A 19,120-nucleotide genomic window follows, 5' to 3' on the forward strand; every position below is an offset into this window, starting at 1 on the left:
GCGGCATGGCAAGGGGAAGGTATGGGTAAGATCGGTTCCGGGCTGCGGCTGGTTGCTGTCCTGGTCACGGTTGTGGCGCTTTCCGCCTGTGCAGTGCGCTATCGCGATCATGGCTATGTACCGCGCGACGAAGACCTGGCGCGTATCACGGTCGGCGAATCGACGCGCGAGGATGTTGCCCGCGCCGTGGGGCGCCCCTCGACGACGGGCCTGCTGACCGGGGGCGCCTGGTATTACGTCGGCAGCCGTTTCCGTCTGTATGGCCCGCGTGAACCCGAAGAGATCGACCGTCAGGTCGTTGCGATCAGCTTCGACGATCGCGGCGTGGTCGAGAATGTCGAGCGCTTTGGCCTCGAGGACGGCAAGGTCGTGGCCCTGTCGCGCCGCGTTACCGACAGCAACATCAAGGGCGTCGGCATCCTGCGTCAGTTGCTGGGGAACCTGGGCAATGTCAGCGCGGCGCAGCTGGTGAACGAATAGCGGTCTCACCCCTTTGGCCGCCATTCCAGCGCCACGCCGTTGATGCAATAGCGCAGACCCGTCGGCGGCGGGCCGTCCGGGAAGACATGGCCCAGATGCGCGTCGCAGGCCGAACAATGGACCTCGATCCGTTTCATGAACCAGCTGCGGTCCTCGGATTCCTCGATCGCATCGGCGTCGATCGGGCGAAAGAAACTGGGCCAGCCGGTGCCGGAATCGAACTTCGCATCGGAATCGAACAGGGCCTGTCCACAGCACACGCAATGATATGTTGCGGGGCCTTCGGGGAAATCGTCGTGCGTGAAGGCCCGTTCGGTCTTGTGCTGGCGCGTGACGCGATAGGCCAGGTCGGACAGTTGCGCGCTCCATTCCTCGTCGCTCTTGCGAATCTTCTCGACCATTCTTGCTTCTCCGTTACCGCGTCGACATCTTTGTCGGGCATTTTGGCCCTTGGCAGAGTGTAGGCGCGCCGGGCCTGTGCGCCAAGGGCGGGATGGGGGTGCGATTGCAGATGGGTTTCGGGCGATATCTGGCATCCGTGGCCGTCGAGCCGCGCGACCGGGCCGCGGCGCTGGACCTGCGCGCACAGTGTTTTCGCGCCGGGCGGCCGGACGAAGAGCCGCTTGACGCAATATGCGATCATGTCGTGGTGCGCAGGGGGGCGGATGGGCCGGTCGTTGCCGCCTGTCGCTTGCTGCGCCTGACGCGGCGCGAGGAGCTTGGCCGCAGCTATGCGGCACGGTTTCATGACCTTTCGCCGCTGGCGAATCTACCCATGCCGATGATCGAGATGGGGCGCTTCTGCGTCGCCCCGTCGGCCGATGGCCCGGACCCTGCCAGGGCCCTGTGGGGGCTGGTCGCGGCGCTTGTTCTGAGGGAGGGGGTGACGACGCTGTTCGGATGCACGTCCTTTCCCGGCACCGATCCGGAAAGATATGCGGATGCGCTGGCGCTGCTTCATGCGCGCCATCTTGGGCCCGTGGGGCGGCGCACCGCTTCCCGGGCGCCCTTGGCCTTTCCGCTGAGCGACTGGGCCCTGTCAGCGTATGACGAAGCGCGTGCGCTGCGCCAGATGCCGGCCCTTCTGCGCGCCTATCTGGCGATGGGGGGGTGGGTTGGCAGCCATGCCGTCATCGACCGCGACCTTGGCACGATCCATGTCCTGACGGCGCTGGACGTGGCGCGCATTCCGCCACAGCGCGCGCGGCGGCTGCGAAGTCTTGCGGGAGGTGATGGCTGAACGCGAAACAGGCGCTGCAGCAGCGCCTGTTCCGTTTGCGCGGAGATCCGGTCAGCCGCGTGCGCGGCGTCGGCCTTCCCGGCGCCCGCCGCTTGAAGCGGCCTCGCGCGAGGCGGTGGCGAAGTCCTTGCCCTCTTTGACGGCATCCAGCACGCGCGAGAAGCGGATCCATTCGCCGCCATTCGGGTCATGATTCATCAGCAGGTTTGCCGCCCGGATGGCCTCCATCTCGACGGCGCGGACCGGGTTCATGATGGCCGAGGTCATGCCCGAGGCAATAGCCATCGGCAGGAAGGCCGCATTGATCCCGTGCCGGTTGGGCAGGCCAAAGCTGATATTCGACGCGCCGCAGGTCGTGTTCACGCCCAGCTCCTCGCGCAGGCGCTTGACCAGGGCAAAGACCTGACGGCCGGCCGTTGCCATGGCGCCGACAGGCATGACCAGCGGGTCCACCACGATATCGTGGGCGGGAATACCGTAATCGGCCGCGCGCTGAACGATCTTCCTGGCCACTTCGAAACGCACATCCGGATCCTCGGAAATGCCGGTATCGTCGTTCGAGATGGCCACCACCGGCACGTTGTATTTCTTGACCAGCGGCAGGATCTTTTCCAGCCGCTCTTCCTCGCCGGTGACCGAGTTCAGCAGCGGCCGACCCTGGGCGGCTTCCAGCCCGGCTTCCAGCGCACCGGGGACCGAGCTGTCGATGCACAGGGGCACATCGACCAGGCCCTGAACCAGCTCGATCATCTTGCGCATCAGCGGAGGTTCGGTCTCGTTCGGGTTGGGGTTCGAATTGTAGACCACGCCCGCATTGATATCGAGCACCATCGCCCCGCAGGCGACCTGCTCCAGCGCGTCCTTCTCGACGGTCGAGAAGTCGCCGGCCTCCAGCTCGGCCGCCAGCTTCTTGCGGCCGGTCGGGTTGATGCGCTCGCCGATCACGCAGAACGGTTCGTCAAAACCGATGACGACGGTTTTCGTTTTTGATTCAATGACGGTACGTGTCATGGTTCACCTTGCTTGTCAGGATTGGGCCGCGGGCCGGGTGGCCGCGCCGCCATGTTCGATGGCCCAGGTCGCATTTGTCTTGATCCCGCCCAGCGGGAAGAAGTGAACCGACTCGATGCCGAAATCGGGATGTGCCGCCTTGTGCGCGGCCAGCTCGGCCACGAATTCCGTTGGTTCATAGGGCAACAGAAGCTTGGTGACGTCCATCGCGCGCTTCTGCAGCACCTTCAGCGACGGGCCCACGCCGCAGGCAATGGCGAACTTGATCAGCGTCTGCAGCTTGGCGGGGCCTGCCACGCCGATATGAACCGGAATGTCGATGCCTTCGGCCTGAAGCCTGTTGACCCAGTCGATGACCGGCCGCGCCTCGAAACAGAACTGCGTGACGATCGCCATCTGCGCGTCGGTGCGCTCGCTGAATTCCTGCTTCCAGCGCAGGGCTTCCATCACGTTGCGGTCGGATCCGTCAGGGTCGATGTCGCGGTTGCCCTCGGGATGGCCGGCGACGTGCAGGCGCTCGAAACCATCGAACAGGCCCGTTTCCAGCAATTGCATCGAGCAATGGAACGCGCCATGCGGCTTCGACACCCCGCCGCCCAGCAGCAGGGCCTGTCTGACATCGGCTTCGGCCTGGTAGCGTGCGATCCAGTCGGCCAGCGTGGCGCGATCCTTGATGATGCGCGCGGGGAAGTGCGGCATGACGGTGAAGCCTTCGCGGGCAAGCCGGGCGGCGGTGGCGACCATGTCCTCGATCGGGGTGCCGTCGATATGGGCGATGTAGACGCGCGTGCCCGCGGGCAGCAATTCGCGGAAGTCCTCGATCTTTTCGGCCGTGCGCGGCATGACCTCGATCGAATAGCCCTTCAGAAAGGCTTCCATCTCGGGCGAGGGGCCGGTCTCCGGCGTGACCTCCTTGCGGCGGAAATTCAGCAATGCCATCTGCACCCCCTGCAGTAGAACGGGCCCTAGGCCCAGCCATCGTTTTCGATCAAGGCGCGCAGCCGCGCCGTATCGTATTCGCGGTCGATGCGGGCAGCCTCGGCTTCGGCCACGGCTTCGTCCTCGCCCTCGATCGTCACGGGCCCGACCTTGCGCCATTCGGCCAGATAGGCGTCGGTTTCGGACGCCCCGATCTTCATGGCGCAGCGGTCGATCGCCTGCTCGAACCGTTCGGGCAGCGGCCTCTTGATGCCCCGGCGCCCCTTGCCGACGATCACCTGGGCCGGAATGTCCCGCCAATAGACATAGGTGACTTCTGCCATGACGACTCCCTTCGACTGGCTCACTGGATAGCGCCTTGCAGGCCCTGGCCGACGCCGATTTTCGACTTAACATGGGGCCATGGCGACCTTTCATGCGGTATTGCGACGGCGTGCGGCAGGGTGACACAACATGCACGACGAGCGAAGAGCCCGGCTTGCTCGAAATTTTCATCTTGTTCATGAGCGCCACGACGACTTGCAGCGGGCGGCGTCGGCGACTAACTTGAAGGCAAGCACAGAATGGAGGGCGCGAAGGATGGCGCCCAGGCGTCCCGAAGGCGCGGGCGCGTTCCCGAAACCGGTCGAGCCGCCCGCCAATGAACGGCCAGATCCCGCGCAGCTTTATGCCGCGCTGGATCTTGGCACGAACAGTTGCAGGATGCTGATTGCCCAACCCAAGGGCAATCAGTTCCACGTTGTGGACAGCTTTTCGAAGTCTGTCCAGCTTGGCCATGGGCTGGAGGCGCATGGCCGACTTTCGCGTGCGTCGATGCATCGTGCCGTCCAGGCATTGCAGATCTGCAGACGCAAGATCGAACGGCACGAGGTGCGCCGGATGCGGCTGGTCGCGACCGAGGCCTGCCGTCGCGCGACCAATGCGCCGGAATTCCTGTCGATGGTCGAACGCGAAACCGGTCTGAAACTGGAAATCATCACCCCCGAGGAAGAGGCGAGGCTGGCCGTCGTATCCTGCGCGCCGCTTGTCTCGACGCGGACCGAACAGCTGCTGGTCGTTGATATCGGCGGCGGCTCGACCGAGCTGGTCTGGATCGATCTTTCCGCGGTGCCCAGGCATGAAAGACCGCGTGCGATCATGCGCTTGCATGCCGGATTTCATCCCCCGGAAAGCCCGTTTCCCGCGGCCAAGGTCGTGGACTGGATCTCGGTCCCGCTGGGGGTGGCGACACTGAAGGACCAGTTTTCCGATGTTCAGGATGACAGGGCGCGATTCGCTCTGATGAGCTGGTTCTTCGAAGAGAACCTGTCGGAATTTTCGCCCTATAACGCCGACCAGCCGCGCGAGGGGTTCCAGATCATCGGCACCTCGGGCACGGTCACGACGGTCGCGGCCAGCCATCTAGGCCTGCGCCGCTATGACCGGACCAAGGTCGATGGGTTGCGCATGACGTCGGACCAGATCGATCGAGTGATCCAGGGATATCTGCGGCTGGGGCCGGACGGGCGGCGGCAGGACCCGCGCATCGGGCGGGACCGGCATACATTGATCATGTCGGGGGCGGCAATCCTGCAGGCACTGATGCGGGTATGGCCGACGGATCGCCTGTCGGTGGCCGATCGGGGGCTGCGCGAAGGGCTGCTGTATGCCCAGATGTGCGCCGATGGCGTGCTGGAGGACGGACCGTATTGATCCGTCGAGGCCGGCGGGGCGTGCGTGCCATTGTGAAGACAACGCGCATGGGCTATGGCCGCCCGTGCAACGTTTCCCCCGGCTTGGGGGCCGGACGGCAAGGGCAAGGGTATGGCAAAGAAACCGACGGACAAGACCTCGGGGCGCGGCCAGCGCGAGCTGCGCGTGCGCGTGCGTACGGCCAAGGGGCGAAAGCTGTCGTCAACGCTGTGGCTGGAGCGCCAGCTGAACGATCCCTATGTGCAGCGCGCCCGCCGCGAGGGTTACCGCAGCCGCGCGGCCTACAAGATCATCGAGCTGGATGACAAGTATCGGTTCCTGGTCCCCGGCGCCCGTGTGGTCGATCTGGGATGCGCGCCGGGCGGCTGGTGCCAGGTGGCGGTCGAGCGTGTGAACGCCCTTGGCAAGAAATCGGGCAAGAAGGTGGGGCGCGTCGTCGGCGTGGACCTGCAAGAGGTCGAACCCATTCCGGGGGCCGAGCTGCACCAGCTGGATTTCATGGCCGATGGCGCGGACGATCAGGTCAAGGACTGGCTGGGCGGCAAGGCCGACGTGGTGATGTCGGACATGGCTGCGGCCTCGTCCGGGCACAAGGCCACGGATCACCTGCGCATCATGGCTTTGTGCGAGGCCGCGGCCTATTTCGCGTTCGACGTCCTCGACGAAGGCGGGACCTTCGTGGCGAAGGTGTTGGCCGGCGGCGCCGAAAGCGAGCTGCTGGCGCTGTTGAAGCGCGCCTTCATCAAGGTGGTGAATGTCAAACCGCCGGCCAGCCGCGCGGACAGTTCCGAGAAGTACGTGGTGGCGACGGGTTTCCGTGGCCTGCACGAATGAGACTGACCTGCCCAGACCTATCGTGTCGCGGCAGCCAGGATCGCCCCGTAGAGACAGATCTGGCCCGGCGCGGCCAGCCGGATCGCGTGATAGCTGACGCCGTGCGTCTGGGAGCGGCGGATTCCTTTCGTCCCGACCAGATCGCGCGCCATGCGGTAATGGTGCCGGAAGCTTCCCGGCTTGATGCTTACCCTTTGATGGGGCGAGATCATGAGGTCCTGGGTGGGCAAGCCCGCACCAAGGCTTCCCGCGGGGACAAGAACGGGCAGGGCGTCCGGCGTAAGCGACAGGAAGTCCGCGTCGAGATGGTAGCTGTCCACCTTGGCGATGCGCGCGGTTTCTCCGCGTATGCCCAGGATGCGGTCATTGGCGCGCAGGGCTTCGACCGGCACCTCGCCAAATTCCGTGTGGATGCGCATCGTCCCCACGATCCCGGGCAGGGTCCAGACCTTCTTGCGGCGTCTGCGCGGTCCGGATTCACGGCTGTCGGTCGTTTCGCTCCCCGGTGCTTGAATGTGCCTTTCGCGCGCCTCGATCAGGCCTTGCCGGGGGTGGTGCATCATACCGTCCTTTCGCTTCTTCTTCGGTGGCCCGGTGAACGGGCGACCGTTCGCATTTGCCTTTGCGGCTTGCGCCCAAATGGAGGGTCAAATCTGACAAAGGTGGGGCCGCAATCTTTCGAAACCGGGGCAGACCCAACCTGTGATTGCGCGCCAAAAGCAAAGAAGTTCTTAATCTTTTGACGTATCTACCATCTGGGAGAGTTGATTGTTTCGCCCTTGTGGAAGAAGCAAGCCAACCGACGTTGGGCGTTCGCGAATTTATCGCTAACACGTACATTGAGCCCGGCGACAGGGCTGACATTTTTTTGCCAAGATCAGTCGCAGGTGCCGGGCAAAACAGTGTTCTTGTTTGGCGAACAATTACGCCAGGGTTGTGCCCGGCCAGGTTGTGACAGCGACCTGCGCTGGCGATCACGAACGAAACGGGGCCGCACCGGGAAGTGCGGCCCCACGGAACTTGATCGAAAGCAGGAAGTCAGCCTGCAAGATAGGCGTTCAGACTTGCCTCGACGCCCTTGTCATGGATCATGGGTAGCCAGCGCGCAAATGCGTCGGCAAACCGATCGGCCGAGGCAAGATCGCCGTAGATGTGGCGCTGCTCCAGCCATGCAAGGGGGCGCTCACGCGCCTCGATGGCAATGGCCTGAAGCTTGTCCCAATTGGGATCGTTCGGCTCGACCTTGCTGCCGTCCTCGCGGATGCCCGTGCAATAGCGCGCCCACAGGGCCGATACCAGGGCAAGCCCCTCGACCGGAGTCCCGGCCTTCAGGCCGTCGCGGATCGACGGCACCAGGAACCCGGGATGGCGCGAGGACCCGTCGAACGCGACGCGCCGGGTCGTGTCACCGATCTCGGTATTCGAAAAACGGCGGTCCACGAGTTCGAGATAGGATTGCGGCGTCATGCCGGGCACCGGCGCCACATGCGGGGCGATCTCGTCCAGCACGACCTTGTGCAGAAGTCGACGGATCCGCGGATGCGCCATTGCGCCCGCGATTGTCTCGATCCCCAGGATTTCGGCCGGATCGGCGATGACCTGGTGGCCGCCGTTGAGGATGCGGATTTTCATCCGCTCATAGGCGTGGACCTCGTCCGAGAAGGTGACGCCCGCGCGGTCCCATTCCGGGCGTCCCGCGCAGAAACGGTCCTCGATCACCCATTGACGGAAGTTTTCGTGCGTCACCGGGGCCTTGTCGTCGATACCGAAGGACTGGACCAGCGCGATCTCCTTCGGGCCCGTGGCCGGCACGATGCAGTCCACCATCGAGTTGGGGAAGGTGCAGTTCGCGTCGATCCAGTCGGCCAGATCCGGGTCGGACATGCGGGCCAGTGACAGGATCGTCTGGCGCAGGATCTTGCCGTTGCCCTGCAGGTTGTCACAGCTCATGCCCGTGAACGGTCCGGCGCCGGCCTCGCGCCGACGTTTCAGGGCCGCGATCATCGCTCCGAACGCGGTTCGCGGCCGGTCCGGATTGGCCGCGTCATGCACGATGTCGGGATGCCCGGCGTCGAAACCGCCGGTCGCGGGATCAAGGAAGTAGCCGCCTTCGGTGACGGTCATCGCGACGATGCGGATCGCCGGGTCCGCCATCGCGTCGATCAGCGGCCCGTTGTCCGGCGCGACCGGCACGAAATCGATCATCGAGCCAGAGATCTCGGCCGATTTTCCGGCGGGGTCCAGTTCGATCAGAGTCGTCAGCCAGTCCTGTGCCTGCAGCTTGTCGCGCATGACGCTGTCAGAGGGGCGGACACCGGCGCCGACGATCGCCCAGTCATGCCCAAGGCCCTGCTGCATCAGCCGGTGCAGATACCATGCCTGATGGGCGCGGTGAAAATTGCCCAGTCCGATATGCACGATGCCGCGGGTCAGTCGGGCACGGTCATATCGGGGGACCGCGACGCCCTCGGGCATGCGCGGCAGATTGGCCTGATTCAGGGGGATCAGCTCATCCATTGGCCGCCATCCACATTATAGGTTTGCGCAACGATGTAGTCGGCCTCGTCCGTGGCCAGGAAGATGGCCATGCCGGTCAGATCCTCGGCCTTGCCCATCCGGCCATAGGGCACGCCCGCGCCGACCTCGCGCTTCTTCTGGCCGGGCGCCTTGCCTTCATATTTGGCGAAGAAAGCGTCAACGCCGTCCCAATGTTCGCCGTCGACCACGCCGGGCGAGATCGCGTTCACGTTGATCCCGTGCCGGATCAGGTTCAGCCCCGCCGACTGGGTCAGCGAAATGACGGCCGCCTTGCTGGCGCAATAGACGGCGACCAGAGGTTCGCCACGCCGGCCTGCCTGACTGGCCATGTTGATTATCTTGCCCTTGATGCCCCGGTCGATCATGTGGCGCGCGACGGCTTGCATCATGAACAACGTACCCGAGACATTGACCGCGAAGACGCGTTCGTAATCCTCGCGCCGGATCTCGACGATCGGGGCGGCCGTGAAGATCGCGGCGTTGTTGATCAGGATGTCGATCTGGCCGAGCGCATCGACCGTCGTTGCCACGGCTGCGTCGATGCTGGATTGATCGGTGACATCCAGATGGACGGCGATCGCCGCGTCGCCAAGTTCCGCGGCGGCCGCGCGGGCGCGATCGATGTCGATATCGGCGATGGCGACCCGCGCGCCCTCCTGCACATAGGCCCGCGCAAAGGCCAGGCCGATTCCGCGCGCCGCCCCGGTGATCAGGGCGTTCTTTCCGGCAAGGCGGTTCATTCGATCCTCAATCCGTTGCTGTCAAAGCGATGGATCTTGTCGTCCTCGGGCGTCAGCCAGACCGTATCGCCGTGGCGCAGGCCGACTTCGCCGCTGGCCCGCACGGTGATCGTTTCGGCAAGGCCGGTGGCGTGAACGTGCAGGAACGTGTCCGATCCCAGATGCTCGGCAACGCCGACGGTGCCTTTCCAGCGCCCTTCGGTGGTCGAGACCTGGATATGCTCGGGGCGCACGCCGATGGTCGCGGCATTCAACTTGTCGGCTTCGGGCCCGGTGATGAAGTTCATGTTCGGGCTGCCGATGAAGCCCGCGACGAACAGGTTGCGCGGGCGGGAATAGAGCTCGAGCGGGCTGCCGACCTGTTCGATCCGGCCGGCATGCAGCACCACGATCTTGTCGGCCATGGTCATGGCTTCGACCTGGTCGTGCGTGACGTAAATCATCGTGGTCTTCAGGCGATTGTGCAGCTCGGAGATTTCCAGCCGCATGCCGACGCGCAGGGCGGCATCAAGGTTCGAAAGCGGTTCGTCGAACAGGAAGGCCGCCGGTTCGCGAACGATGGCGCGGCCGATGGCGACGCGCTGGCGCTGACCGCCCGACAGCTGGCCGGGCCGGCGGTCAAGATACGGGGTCAGGTTCAGAACATCGGCCGCGGCGGCGACGCGACGGTCGATTTCGGCCTTGTCGAACCCGGCCATGCGCAGCGGAAAGGCGATGTTCTTGCGCACCGACATATGCGGGTAAAGCGCATAGGACTGGAACACCATCGCAAGGCTGCGCTTGGCTGGCGGGATGTTCGTCGCGTCCTTGCCGTCGATCACGATCCGGCCCGAGGTCACGTCCTCCAGCCCTGCGATCAGGCGCAGAAGCGTGGACTTGCCACAGCCCGACGGGCCGACGAAAACAACGAATTCTCCGTCCTCGATGGTCAGGTCAAGCGGTGGAATGACCTCGACGTCGCCGAAACGCTTAACCACCTTTTCAAGCAGGATCTGTCCCATGTGTCGTATTCCCTATTTCACGGCGCCGAAGGTCAGGCCGCGGACAAGCTGTTTCTGGCTGAACCAGCCAAGGATCAGGATGGGCGCGATCGCCATGACGGATGCCGCGCTGAGTTTGGCATAGAAGAGGCCTTCGGGGCTGGAATAGCTGGCAATGAAGGCCGTGAGCGGTGCGGCGGTCGCCGCGGTCAGGTTCAGCGTCCAGAACGCCTCGTTCCAGGCAAGGATGACGTTCAGCAGGACGGTCGAGGCGATGCCGGGCACCGCCATGGGCGTCAGCACGTACAGGATTTCCTCACGCAGACCTGCGCCATCCATCCGTGCGGCCTCGAGGATCTCTCCGGGGATCTCGCGGAAATAGGTGTAGAGCATCCACACGATGATCGGCAGGTTGATCAGCATCAGGACGATCGTCAGGCCCAGCCGCGAGTCCAGAAGGCCCATGCGGATGAACAGCAGATAGATCGGATACAGCACCCCCACCGCGGGCAGCATCTTGGTGGACAGCATCCACATCAGGATGTCCTTGGTCCGCTTCGAGGGCACGAAGGCCATCGACCAGGCGGCGGGCACCGCGACCAGAAGACCCAGGAAGGTCGAACCGACCGACAGGATCACCGAGTTCCAGAAATGCTTCAGATAGTTCGAGCGTTCCTGCACGGTGGCATAGCTTTCCAGCGTCCAGGGGGCGGTCAGAACCTCGATCGGGGTGCGGATCGCGTCACCCTCTGACTTGAACGAAAGAACCGTGATCCACAGGATCGGAAAGAAGATGATCAGGCCGACGCCCCATGCGAGCACGGTGTTGATCGTCTTGCGGCGGGTGGAAACCATACGGGCCATTGTGCTGTCTCCTCAGGCGTCCAGGTTCTTGCCGACGATGCGCATCAGGAAGATGGCAACGATGTTGGCCAGAATGATTGCATAGACACCGCCCGCGGACCCAAGGCCCACATTCTGGCTTTCCAGAACGCGCTGGTAGATCAGGTAGGTCAGCGTCCGGGTTCCAAAGGCCCCGCCCGTGGTCACGAAGATCTCGGCAAAGATCGACAGAAGGAAGATGGTCTGGATCAGGATCACGACCGTGATCGCGCGGCCAAGATGGGGCAGGGTGATGAAGCCGAAACGGGCGAGCGGGCCGGCGCCGTCCATCTCGGCGGCCTCCATCTGCTCGCTGTCAAGCGATTGCAGGGCGGTAAGAAGGATCAGGGTCGCGAAGGGCAGCCATTCCCACGACACGATCAGGATGATCGATCCCATGGATGCCTGGCTCAGCCAGTCGATCGGCTGCAGGCCGACCGCGCGCCACAGATGGCCCAGGAATCCGTTGTTCGGGTCCATCATGATGTTCTTCCACACCAGTGCCGAGACGGTGGGCATCACGAAGAAGGGCGCAATGACAAGGATGCGAACGATGCCCTGGCCCCACATCGGCTGGTCAAGCAGAAGCGCCAGAAGGACGCCCACGACCAGCGTGATGGCCAGAACGCCGACGACAAGCGTCAGGGTGACCTGAACCGATGGCCAGAAAGCCGAGGATCTGATGAAGCTTGCATAATTGTCGAAGCCGACCCAGCCGAGATCGCCGCCGCGCAAGGGCAGATACTTGCGGAACGAAAACCACAGAGTCATCACGAGCGGGACGAGCATCCAGCCCAGAAGCAGCACCACGGCTGGCGCCATCATCAGTCGGGCAGCAGAGCGGGAATGACGAGTAGCCATCGGGGACACCTGAATGGTCTAAGGTTGGCCGGAACGCGGCGAAGCAATGGTGATCGCCGGGTTGGTCCGGGAAAGGTCAGGGGGCGGACGCACCGCCCCCTGAAGAAGGTTCACGCGATCAGCGGTAGCCAGCGGCTTCCATCGCGTCGTTCGTGATCTCCTGCGCCTTGGCAAGAGCTTCGTCGATCGACTGCTGGCCAGCATAGACGGCCGAGAATTCCTGGCTCACCTCGGTGGCGATGCCGGCGAATTCGGGGATCGCCACGAACTGGATGCCAGTGTAGGGCACGGGCTTTTCGCAGCAATTGGTCGGATCCGCGGCCAGGATCGACTTCAGGGTCATCTGAGCGAACGGGATGCTGGCGTATTCCGGGTTGTCATACAGCGACTGACGGGTGCCCGGCGGAACGTTCGCCCAACCTTCTTTCGAAGCCACGAGCTCGAGATACTCTTTCGAGGTCGCCCATTCGACGAACTTCTTGGCGGCCTCTTCCTTCTGGGTGCCAGCCGGGATGCCCAGCGCCCACGCCCACAGCCAGTTGGCCTTCTTCGAGATGCCATCCTTGTGCGGCGCCATCGCGAAGCCAACCTTGTCGGCGACGGTCGATTCCTTGGGGTTGGTCACGAAGCTGGCCGCGACGGTTGCGTCCATCCACATGCCGCACTTGCCCTGCTGGAACAGCGACAGGTTTTCGTTGAACCCGTTGGTCGCGTAGTTGTCCGGACCGTAGTCGTTCATCAGGTTGACGTAGAAGGTCAGTGCTTCCTTCCACTCGGGCGTGTCGAACTGGGCGTTCCATTCCTCGTCGAACCAGCGGGCGCCGAACGAGTTGGCAACGACCGTGATCAGCGCGCCGCCTTCACCCCAGCCGGCCTTGCCGCGCAGGCAGATGCCGTTGATGCCGTTTTCGGGGTCGTCCATCGCGGCCGCGGCCTCGCGGATGAATTCCCAGGTGGGCTCTTCCGGCATCGTCAGTCCGGCCTTTTCCATCAGGTCGGTGCGATACATCAGCATCGAGCTTTCGCCGTAGAACGGCGCGGCATACAGCGTGCCGTCGGCGCTGAGACCGTCGCGCATCGCCGGCAGGATGTCATTGACATCATATTCGGCCGACAGATCGTTCAGCGGCACCAGCCAGCCGTTCTTGCCCCAGATCGGCGCTTCGTACATGCCGATCGTCATGATGTCGAACTGACCACCCTTGGTGGTGATGTCCGTCGTCACGCGCTGACGCAGGACGTTTTCTTCCAGCGTGACCCACTCGACATCGATGCCGGTCTTCTTGGTGAACTCGTCCGTCAGGCCCTGCATCCGGATCATGTCACCGTTGTTCACGGTCGCGATGGTGATCGTTTCCGCATTGGCCGCCGCGCCCGAGATCAGCGCAAGAGCCGTGGCTGCACGAAGTGCATATTTCAATTTCATGAAGTCCTCCCATGGTGAGCTAACTTGCCCAAGCGGAAGGTTGATCAATTCCTTGCCGCGCGTCAATAAAAATTTTACGCGCGCAAAAAACTCAGTCAGATCAAGCAGAGCCACGCAGGATGAGCCGGGCGGGATAAAGCACCTCGAGACGCTCGTCGAGCTTGCCGCCTGATTCGATCAGCTCGAACAGCGTACGCACCGCGCGTTCCGAAACCGCTTCGTAGTCATGCGCGGCGGTGGTCAGCGGCGGACAGGTGAAGCGCGAGAAGGGGTGATCGTCATGCGACGCCACGCGCAGGTCGCAATCGGGCCCGATTCCGACGCGTACCGAGGATTCGCAACAGGCCGAAAGGAACCCGATCGCCAGGCGGTCGTTGCTGCACAGCACGGTATTCGTTGGCAATGCCTTTCTTTCAAGGACGTCGAGCCCGCCCTTGCGGCCGATCTCCTCGAATGCCCAGCCGGTACCATCGACGCTGATGACATGCGGCTGAAAGCCCAGTTCCTCCATCCTGCGAAGATAGGCCAGCCTGCGCTTGTTCGCGTTCGGGTTGGCGGGGTTCTTCATCTCGAAGAAACAGGGGGGTGAGCCACTGCGCACCAGGTAATCCACCGTCTGGTTGACGAAACTGGCATTGTCCGACCCTATGAAGGCCGCCCCCATTCCTTCGATGTTGCTGTCGAAGAGAACCGTCGGCACGTCGCGGCAGAAGGATTCGATCTCGGACTTGACCGAAGCGCGCCCCAGGGGCGCCAGCAATACGCCCGCCGGTTTCAGCGAGCGCAGGCCGTCCAGGATATCGACCTCGAGATCGGGGCGGCCATGCGCGCTGTACAGGGCAGGACGATAGCCGGCCTCGATGATGCGTTGCTCGATGTTTCGCGCAATCTCGGCAAAGAACGGATCGGCCAGATAGGGGACGACGATTCCGACCGTCTTGGTCAGGCGCCGGTTCTGGTTCATGGCATAGAGATTGGGCCGAAAGTCGTATTGTTCCAGCGCCTGCTCGATCCGCGCCCGTGAGCTTGGCCGCACGCTGTTCGGGTCATTGAAGTATTTGGACAGGGTTGGCCGCGACACGCCACTGAGGCGTGCGAATTCGTCCATGTTGCGGACCTTGGTCGGGTTCATCGGCCGTCTCCCTGCGGCGGGGTTGATCCCGCACCCTTGCCGCGCCTGTTTTACGCGCGGCAAGATTTGAAAAGGACAGTAGTGAAGATTCGCCGTCCGGGTCAAGCAAGGTGGCGAACGCGGCATGTCGGGTCACCTTGCGCTCTGTCAAATCAGGGCTCTCGATTGCGCGGTAAGCTTGTTCAAGTGGCGCGCGGGACATGACGGAGGAGGGCATGGTCATGGCCAGTCCAGGGTTCCAGTTCAAGGATCGTGAAGATGCCGGGCGGCGGCTGGCCGCCGAATTGTTGAAGCGGGAATTGGACAATCCGGTGGTTCTGGCGCTGCCGCGCGGGGGTGTCCCGGTCGCGGCCGAAGTGGCCGAGGCCTTGGGTGCGCCGCTGGATCTTGTCCTGGTGCGCAAGATCGGCGTGCCCGCCAATCCCGAGGTGGCGCTGGCCGCGATCGTCGAGGGCGATCCGCCCGAAATGGTGCTGAACGAACAGGTCATGCGCCATTCGGGCGCCGATCAGGCTTATCTGCAACGCGAGCGCGACAGGCAGCTGGCCGAGATGCAGCGCCGCAGGCGCAGGTATCTGGGCGATCGTCCCCATGCCGACATCCGGGGCAAGACGGCAATTCTTGTGGATGACGGTCTGGCCACCGGGGCTACGATGAAGGCCGCCCTGATCGCTGCCCGGCGCTGGGGCGCGGGGCGGGTGATCGTTGCGGTTCCGGTCGCGCCGGCCTCCGAGATCCCCGAGATCGAACGGCTGGCCGATGAGGTGGTCTGCCTGCATCCCGATCCCTGGTTCCGTGGGGTAGGGGGTGCCTATGCCGATTTCCACCAGCTGAGCGATGAAGAGACGGTGGGCTATCTGCGCCGGGTGTGGACCATCGCCGACCGCACCGCATCGGGTGTTGCTCTGGGCCGGGAAGTACGGATTCCGCCGCTTGGGCTGCAGGGGGATCTGGTGGTGCCCACCGATCCCCGCGGTGTGATCCTGTTCGCCCATGGCAGCGGGTCCAGCCGGCTGAGCCTCCGGAACCGTCAGGTTGCGGAACGGCTCAATGAGCTGGGCTTTGCCACGTTGCTGCTGGACCTGCTGACCGAGGAAGAGGCCGCCAACCGGCGCAATGTCTTTGACATCCCGCTGCTGGCCGAAAGGCTGTTGCAGGCCGAGCTGTGGATCACGGCCGAGCCGGAACTCGCGGATTTGCCCCTGGGCCTGTTCGGGGCAAGCACGGGGGCGGGGGCGGCCCTCTTGGCGGCGGCCGAGCTGGGCGACCGTATTGGGGCCGTGGTGTCGCGCGGGGGGCGTCCGGATCTGGCCGGGCCACGGCTTGCCGATGTGACCGCGCCCACCTTGCTGATCGTGGGCGGCAATGACCAGACGGTGCTGGATCTGAATCGCCGGGCGCTGGAGCAGCTGCGCTGCGAAAAGCTGCTGCGGATCGTTCCGGGCGCGGGGCACCTGTTCGAGGGGCCCGGTGAGCTGGAAATCGTCACCGACATGGCCGGCGCCTGGTTCCAGCATTACCTGGCACGCTCCGAAGTGCCGCTCAGCCCGCCGCCCGAGGTTGCCAAGGCGCCTCTCACACCGGCCGAGGCGGTCCGCGCGGCGGCCGAGCCATTGCCCGATCCCGACGATCCGGAGTTCGGGGTGGCATTCGACCGATATGGCGATGCCCGCGTCGTGTTGCTGGGCGAGGCGTCGCACGGCACGTCGGATTTCTATCGCGCCCGTGCCGCCATTACCCGCCGTCTGATCGAAAGGCATGGTTTCAATATCGTCGCGATCGAAGGCGACTGGCCCGATGCGGCGGTGATCGATCGCCATGTGCGTGGTCTGCCGCAGCGGCGCCGCAATGTGCCGGTCTTTTCCCGCTTTCCGACCTGGATGTGGCGCAACCGCGATGTGGACGATTTCGTGAAATGGTTACATCGGCACAACTCTGCGCGACCAGCCGGGGAACGGGTAAGATTCCAGGGTCTCGACATCTACAGCATGTTCAATTCGATCGCCGAGGTCCTTGCCTATCTCGACAGGCATGACCCCGAAGCAGCGGCCATGGCCCGCAGGCGCTATGCCTGTCTTGCGCCCTGGTCACGCGAGCCCGCCGCCTATGGGCGCGAGTCGCTGAGCCGGGGGTATGCGATGTGCGAAGAACCGGTGACACGGGTGCTGGTCGATCTGTTGACGCGCGAACTGGCCCTGGCCCGCCGCGATGGCGACGAATTCTTCGATGCGGTGCAGAATGCGCGGGTTGTGGCCGGCGCCGAGAAATACTACCGCGTGATGTATTACGGCTCGGCCGAAAGCTGGAACCTGCGTGACGGCCACATGTTCGACACGCTCAAGCGGATCATGGATCACGTGGGACCCGGCGCCAAGGCCGTGGTCTGGGCGCATAATTCCCATATCGGCGATGCCCGCGTGACGGATATGGGCGTGAACAGGGGCGAGCTGAATATCGGACAGCTTTGCCGCGAGGAATGGGGCGAGGACGCCCGGCTGATCGGCTTTGGCACGCATTCGGGCACGGTCGCCTGTGCTTCGGACTGGGACGGCCCGATGGAGATCAAGGCGGTTCGCCCGTCGCGTCCGGATAGCCACGAAGCCGTGTGCCACGAAGCCGGGATTGAACGGTTCTTGCTGGATCTGCGTCCAGGCGTGAACCCCGAGGCGCGTGCAGCCATGGCCGCGCCGCGGCTGGAACGCCATATCGGCGTCATCTATCGTCCCGAGACCGAGCGATGGAGCCATTACAGCCACGCAATCCTTTCGGCCCAGTATGACGGTTTTGTCTGGCTGGATCAGACCCGGGCCGTTGTGCCGTTGCCCGCGGAAACGGCGGCCGGCGAGGATGAAACCTATCCCTTCGGTCTGTGATCTCGGACGGTGGGCGCACCGACTGATTTGTCGCGTCGTGATGCTCGGGGCCCGGCAGTTTTCGTTCCGGAATGCCTATTGGAGCGCGATCGTCATTCCTGCACCATTCGCTTGTGCAGAGGCGGAGTGCTTTGACCGTTGCGATGCTTCAGCTTTCCTGAACGCAGGGGTCATTTGCTGTTCTTCCTGTCACGCCGTTTCGGGCCAGGGATTCTGGGAAAGCCGTCAACGATGCTTTGAATTCGCGGATGTTTTCTGCAGGATAGAACCGGTAGCAGCGGAGGCGCGAACAGGCCATGGCAGATACTTTGCGCGGCGGTATCGTCATCAACGAGATGCTGGTCGATCCGAATGGCGGCGCCTTCAATTTCGACGCCGATGGGAACGGAACAGCAGCAGCCACGGACGAGTTCGTCGAGCTGGCGAATATTTCGAACACGCCAATCGATATCGGCGGGCTCGAACTCTGGGATGCCGGGGTTGGGAAGTGGTTTACCTTTCCCGCAGGGACGATCCTGCAGCCTGGCGCCCATGCGCTTGTCATGACGGGCCTTCAGCCCGGCGGCAGTCTTCCCCAGGGTGGCCCCAACGATCTGGCCTTTGATGCAGGGCGCGGATCGGCATTGATCAACAATGGCGGCGACAACGCCGTCGTCTATGACCCGGTTGCCGACGCGTATATCCAGGCGACCTTCAACGGCGACGCGCTGGATGATCCACCGACGCAATATCCCGGCTTTTCGTCCACGGCGACCCGCGTTGGCGCGGGCGAAGACATGGGCAACGACACCGATGGTCAGTCGGTGCAGCGTTACAACGATACCGCAGACACGTTTGTCACGGGTACGCCGACACCGGCAGACCACAATATCTGCTTTGTGGTCGGGACGCTGATCGCCACGCCGGATGGTCAGCGAAAGGTCGAGGAGCTTCGCCCCGGCGATCTGGTGTGCACGATCGACCATGGCGCGCAGCCCGTCATCTGGGCCTGGTCCACTCAGCTGAGCGTAAAGGCAATGTGTGACGATCCGCGCCAGGCTCCGTTGCGTATTGCAGCGGGTGCTTTCGGCGCCGGGTTTCCACGCCGGGATTTGTGGGTTTCGCGCCAGCATCGCGTCATTATGGCCGGTCCGATCGTCAGGCGCATGTATGGTGTCGACGAAGTCCTGGTCGCGGCGCACCGACTGACGGCTCTGCCCGGTATCGTGGCCGAGACTCCGGCAAAGCCGGTCAACTATGTGCATATTCTCTTGAGACGTCATGAAATCCTGCTGGCCGAAGGGTTGCCTGTCGAAAGCCTGTATCTGGGCGACGAGGCTCGGGCCGCGATTCCATTGAGAGACCGCATGGAGATTCAGAAGAGGCTCGGGTCGCCCTTGGATACATGCTGGCAGCCAGCCCGCCCCCTTGCCGAGGGACGGCGGGCGAAAAACCTTGTCATGCGCCATCTGGTCAATCGAAAAATGCCTGTCTGCGTGTGACGCGTCCCGGA

General features: G+C 63.7%; 18 protein-coding genes. 6 read left to right on the forward strand and 12 right to left on the reverse strand.

Annotated elements, in window-relative coordinates; translation table 11 throughout:
* The first annotated feature begins 21 nt into the window (after window positions 1-21).
* Window positions 22-480 carry an outer membrane protein assembly factor BamE gene (locus LV82_RS11435; protein ID WP_104071802.1) on the forward strand — a complete coding sequence of 153 codons (459 nt, stop codon included), beginning with the start codon at window positions 22-24 and terminating at the stop codon, window positions 478-480.
* A gap of 5 nt (window positions 481-485) precedes the next feature.
* Here the strand turns inward: LV82_RS11435 and msrB are convergent, their stop codons facing one another.
* On the reverse strand, window positions 486-881 hold the full coding sequence (gene msrB / locus LV82_RS11440; protein ID WP_104071803.1) for a peptide-methionine (R)-S-oxide reductase MsrB: 396 nt from the start codon (window positions 879-881) through the stop codon (window positions 486-488).
* 110 nt (window positions 882-991) lie between these two features.
* On the opposite strand from msrB, the gene LV82_RS11445 reads away from it, so the two are divergent.
* Complete coding sequence (locus LV82_RS11445) at window positions 992-1,720, forward strand: GNAT family N-acetyltransferase (RefSeq protein ID WP_170063407.1); 729 nt, start codon at window positions 992-994, stop codon at window positions 1,718-1,720.
* A gap of 51 nt (window positions 1,721-1,771) precedes the next feature.
* On the opposite strand, the gene LV82_RS11450 is transcribed toward LV82_RS11445, so the two are convergent.
* The 3 genes from LV82_RS11450 to LV82_RS11460 are packed head-to-tail and all read right to left on the reverse strand — an operon-like array spanning window position 1,772 to window position 3,993.
* A complete protein-coding gene (locus tag LV82_RS11450) occupies window positions 1,772-2,731 on the reverse strand; it encodes a methyltetrahydrofolate cobalamin methyltransferase (RefSeq protein ID WP_104071807.1) in 960 nt (319 codons plus the stop codon).
* A 15-nt stretch (window positions 2,732-2,746) separates the two neighbouring features.
* The gene (locus LV82_RS11455) at window positions 2,747-3,670 is read right to left on the reverse strand and encodes a methylenetetrahydrofolate reductase (RefSeq protein ID WP_104071809.1); all 924 of its coding nucleotides are present in this window, start codon (window positions 3,668-3,670) and stop codon (window positions 2,747-2,749) included.
* 26 nt (window positions 3,671-3,696) lie between these two features.
* Entirely contained in the window at window positions 3,697-3,993 is a 297-nt protein-coding gene (locus LV82_RS11460; protein WP_104071811.1) for a virulence factor, read from the reverse strand.
* Window positions 3,994-4,249: 256 nt separating this feature from the next.
* On the opposite strand from LV82_RS11460, the gene LV82_RS11465 reads away from it, so the two are divergent.
* Window positions 4,250-5,362 (forward strand): Ppx/GppA phosphatase family protein, encoded by a 1,113-nt coding sequence (locus LV82_RS11465; RefSeq protein WP_104071812.1) that lies wholly within the window; start codon window positions 4,250-4,252, stop codon window positions 5,360-5,362.
* 111 nt (window positions 5,363-5,473) lie between these two features.
* Window positions 5,474-6,196, forward strand: a complete 723-nt coding sequence (locus LV82_RS11470) for an RlmE family RNA methyltransferase (protein WP_104071973.1) — start codon at window positions 5,474-5,476, stop codon at window positions 6,194-6,196.
* 17 nt (window positions 6,197-6,213) lie between these two features.
* On the opposite strand, the gene LV82_RS11475 is transcribed toward LV82_RS11470, so the two are convergent.
* From LV82_RS11475 to LV82_RS11510, 8 genes are all read right to left on the reverse strand, one after another.
* The gene (locus LV82_RS11475) at window positions 6,214-6,756 is read right to left on the reverse strand and encodes a Hint domain-containing protein (protein ID WP_170063408.1); all 543 of its coding nucleotides are present in this window, start codon (window positions 6,754-6,756) and stop codon (window positions 6,214-6,216) included.
* Between the two features lie 478 nt (window positions 6,757-7,234).
* Window positions 7,235-8,713 (reverse strand): mannitol dehydrogenase family protein, encoded by a 1,479-nt coding sequence (locus LV82_RS11480; RefSeq protein ID WP_104071816.1) that lies wholly within the window; start codon window positions 8,711-8,713, stop codon window positions 7,235-7,237.
* Window positions 8,701-9,474: an L-iditol 2-dehydrogenase gene (locus tag LV82_RS11485; RefSeq protein ID WP_104071818.1), complete on the reverse strand. Its 774-nt coding sequence runs from the start codon at window positions 9,472-9,474 to the stop codon at window positions 8,701-8,703. Before LV82_RS11485 ends, LV82_RS11480 begins: the two co-directional genes overlap by 13 nt.
* Window positions 9,471-10,475, reverse strand: coding sequence for an ABC transporter ATP-binding protein (locus tag LV82_RS11490; protein ID WP_104071820.1), 1,005 nt, complete (start codon window positions 10,473-10,475; stop codon window positions 9,471-9,473). The genes LV82_RS11485 and LV82_RS11490 overlap by 4 nt, the downstream gene beginning before the upstream one ends.
* A 12-nt stretch (window positions 10,476-10,487) precedes the next feature.
* On the reverse strand, window positions 10,488-11,318 hold the full coding sequence (locus tag LV82_RS11495; protein WP_104071821.1) for a carbohydrate ABC transporter permease: 831 nt from the start codon (window positions 11,316-11,318) through the stop codon (window positions 10,488-10,490).
* A gap of 12 nt (window positions 11,319-11,330) precedes the next feature.
* Entirely contained in the window at window positions 11,331-12,197 is an 867-nt protein-coding gene (locus LV82_RS11500) for a carbohydrate ABC transporter permease (RefSeq protein ID WP_104071823.1), read from the reverse strand.
* A gap of 118 nt (window positions 12,198-12,315) precedes the next feature.
* A complete protein-coding gene (locus LV82_RS11505; protein ID WP_104071825.1) occupies window positions 12,316-13,623 on the reverse strand; it encodes an ABC transporter substrate-binding protein in 1,308 nt (435 codons plus the stop codon).
* A gap of 100 nt (window positions 13,624-13,723) precedes the next feature.
* The gene (locus LV82_RS11510; RefSeq protein ID WP_104071826.1) at window positions 13,724-14,755 is read right to left on the reverse strand and encodes a LacI family DNA-binding transcriptional regulator; all 1,032 of its coding nucleotides are present in this window, start codon (window positions 14,753-14,755) and stop codon (window positions 13,724-13,726) included.
* A 221-nt stretch (window positions 14,756-14,976) separates the two neighbouring features.
* On the opposite strand from LV82_RS11510, the gene LV82_RS11515 reads away from it, so the two are divergent.
* Both LV82_RS11515 and LV82_RS11520 read left to right on the forward strand, forming a co-directional pair.
* The gene (locus LV82_RS11515; RefSeq protein ID WP_104071975.1) at window positions 14,977-17,628 is read left to right on the forward strand and encodes an erythromycin esterase family protein; all 2,652 of its coding nucleotides are present in this window, start codon (window positions 14,977-14,979) and stop codon (window positions 17,626-17,628) included.
* Between the two features lie 296 nt (window positions 17,629-17,924).
* On the forward strand, window positions 17,925-19,109 hold the full coding sequence (locus LV82_RS11520) for a Hint domain-containing protein (protein WP_104071828.1): 1,185 nt from the start codon (window positions 17,925-17,927) through the stop codon (window positions 19,107-19,109).
* Window positions 19,110-19,120 lie beyond the last annotated feature (11 nt).

The sequence above is a fragment of the Albidovulum inexpectatum genome, assembly GCF_002927635.1.
Taxonomy (GTDB): domain Bacteria; phylum Pseudomonadota; class Alphaproteobacteria; order Rhodobacterales; family Rhodobacteraceae; genus Albidovulum; species Albidovulum inexpectatum.

What these genes read in the sequence shown, in the direction of transcription:
- LV82_RS11500 (WP_104071823.1), bottom strand. Translation starts at nt 12,197, where the DNA reads ATGGCTACTCGTCATTCCCGCTCTGCTGCCCGACTGATGATGGCGCCA.
- LV82_RS11495 (WP_104071821.1), bottom strand. Translation starts at nt 11,318, where the DNA reads ATGGCCCGTATGGTTTCCACCCGCCGCAAGACGATCAACACCGTGCTC.
- LV82_RS11520 (WP_104071828.1), top strand. Translation starts at nt 17,925, where the DNA reads ATGGCAGATACTTTGCGCGGCGGTATCGTCATCAACGAGATGCTGGTC.
- LV82_RS11485 (WP_104071818.1), bottom strand. Translation starts at nt 9,474, where the DNA reads ATGAACCGCCTTGCCGGAAAGAACGCCCTGATCACCGGGGCGGCGCGC.
- LV82_RS11515 (WP_104071975.1), top strand. Translation starts at nt 14,977, where the DNA reads ATGGCCAGTCCAGGGTTCCAGTTCAAGGATCGTGAAGATGCCGGGCGG.
- LV82_RS11465 (WP_104071812.1), top strand. Translation starts at nt 4,250, where the DNA reads ATGGCGCCCAGGCGTCCCGAAGGCGCGGGCGCGTTCCCGAAACCGGTC.
- LV82_RS11470 (WP_104071973.1), top strand. Translation starts at nt 5,474, where the DNA reads ATGGCAAAGAAACCGACGGACAAGACCTCGGGGCGCGGCCAGCGCGAG.
- LV82_RS11445 (WP_170063407.1), top strand. Translation starts at nt 992, where the DNA reads ATGGGTTTCGGGCGATATCTGGCATCCGTGGCCGTCGAGCCGCGCGAC.
- LV82_RS11475 (WP_170063408.1), bottom strand. Translation starts at nt 6,756, where the DNA reads ATGCACCACCCCCGGCAAGGCCTGATCGAGGCGCGCGAAAGGCACATT.
- LV82_RS11435 (WP_104071802.1), top strand. Translation starts at nt 22, where the DNA reads ATGGGTAAGATCGGTTCCGGGCTGCGGCTGGTTGCTGTCCTGGTCACG.
- LV82_RS11460 (WP_104071811.1), bottom strand. Translation starts at nt 3,993, where the DNA reads ATGGCAGAAGTCACCTATGTCTATTGGCGGGACATTCCGGCCCAGGTG.
- LV82_RS11450 (WP_104071807.1), bottom strand. Translation starts at nt 2,731, where the DNA reads ATGACACGTACCGTCATTGAATCAAAAACGAAAACCGTCGTCATCGGT.
- LV82_RS11505 (WP_104071825.1), bottom strand. Translation starts at nt 13,623, where the DNA reads ATGAAATTGAAATATGCACTTCGTGCAGCCACGGCTCTTGCGCTGATC.
- LV82_RS11510 (WP_104071826.1), bottom strand. Translation starts at nt 14,755, where the DNA reads ATGAACCCGACCAAGGTCCGCAACATGGACGAATTCGCACGCCTCAGT.
- LV82_RS11490 (WP_104071820.1), bottom strand. Translation starts at nt 10,475, where the DNA reads ATGGGACAGATCCTGCTTGAAAAGGTGGTTAAGCGTTTCGGCGACGTC.
- LV82_RS11455 (WP_104071809.1), bottom strand. Translation starts at nt 3,670, where the DNA reads ATGGCATTGCTGAATTTCCGCCGCAAGGAGGTCACGCCGGAGACCGGC.
- LV82_RS11480 (WP_104071816.1), bottom strand. Translation starts at nt 8,713, where the DNA reads ATGGATGAGCTGATCCCCCTGAATCAGGCCAATCTGCCGCGCATGCCC.
- msrB (WP_104071803.1), bottom strand. Translation starts at nt 881, where the DNA reads ATGGTCGAGAAGATTCGCAAGAGCGACGAGGAATGGAGCGCGCAACTG.